This is a genomic window from Oleiphilus sp. HI0125, from assembly GCF_001635355.1.
The window spans coordinates 1-690 of sequence record NZ_LWGF01001021.1; the positions used below are offsets into that span (position 1 = coordinate 1).

Sequence of the window (690 nt, forward strand, 5' to 3'; positions counted from 1 at the left end):
GTCACACCTTCCGCTAAGATTGGAGCCGTGCCACCAACAACCTTTCCCATGGTGATGTACATTAAAAATACAGCGCTCTGAAAAATATTCAGGCCAACCACTTTCTTAACGAGGTTATTAGCTGTGATAACGATATACAGACCGATCATCATCAAAATAACAACGACCCAATGATTGAAGTGTTCGAAGATTAAGCTCATTGAACATTTGCCTTTTCAACTTGGCCTGCAAAGGCGTAGAAAATCCCAAGCATGACAGAGAAAACAGTAATACCAACACCGAGTTCGATAATGATTATGCCGTAATGCTGACCATGTACTGGGTCCGCTGCGAGCACGTTGTAGTCTAGAAAATTTGCACCGTTCAACATGCTCACAAGACCAACAGATGCGTAGAGCAAAACGCCCACTGGAGCTAGATACTTAACAAATCGTGGACTTACAACGCCAACGGCTTTTCTTAAGCTAAAGGTGAGGGCGTAAAGAATGAATGCTGCAGCAGCGATAACTCCTGCCTGAAATCCTCCGCCTGGCCCAAAGTCACCATGAAATTGAACGTAGAGGGCAAACAAAATGATGAGGGGAATAGAGATTTTCGCAACCACGCGTAGAACTTTATGCTGAGTAAGACCTTGTTCTTGCGCAAGGAGTTCCGTTGGTTTCCCACGCACACCTAATAAACTGAATACGC

At 44.6% G+C, this 690-nt stretch carries 2 protein-coding genes; both read right to left on the reverse strand.

What is annotated here, in order from left to right:
• Positions 1-200 (reverse strand): NADH-quinone oxidoreductase subunit K (locus A3762_RS17495; RefSeq protein ID WP_197469352.1); only part of this gene is annotated, 200 nt, incomplete at its 3' end.
• Positions 197-690: Na(+)/H(+) antiporter subunit B (locus A3762_RS17500; protein WP_156493554.1), on the reverse strand; the 494-nt coding region annotated here is incomplete at its 5' end. The genes A3762_RS17495 and A3762_RS17500, both read right to left, overlap by 4 nt.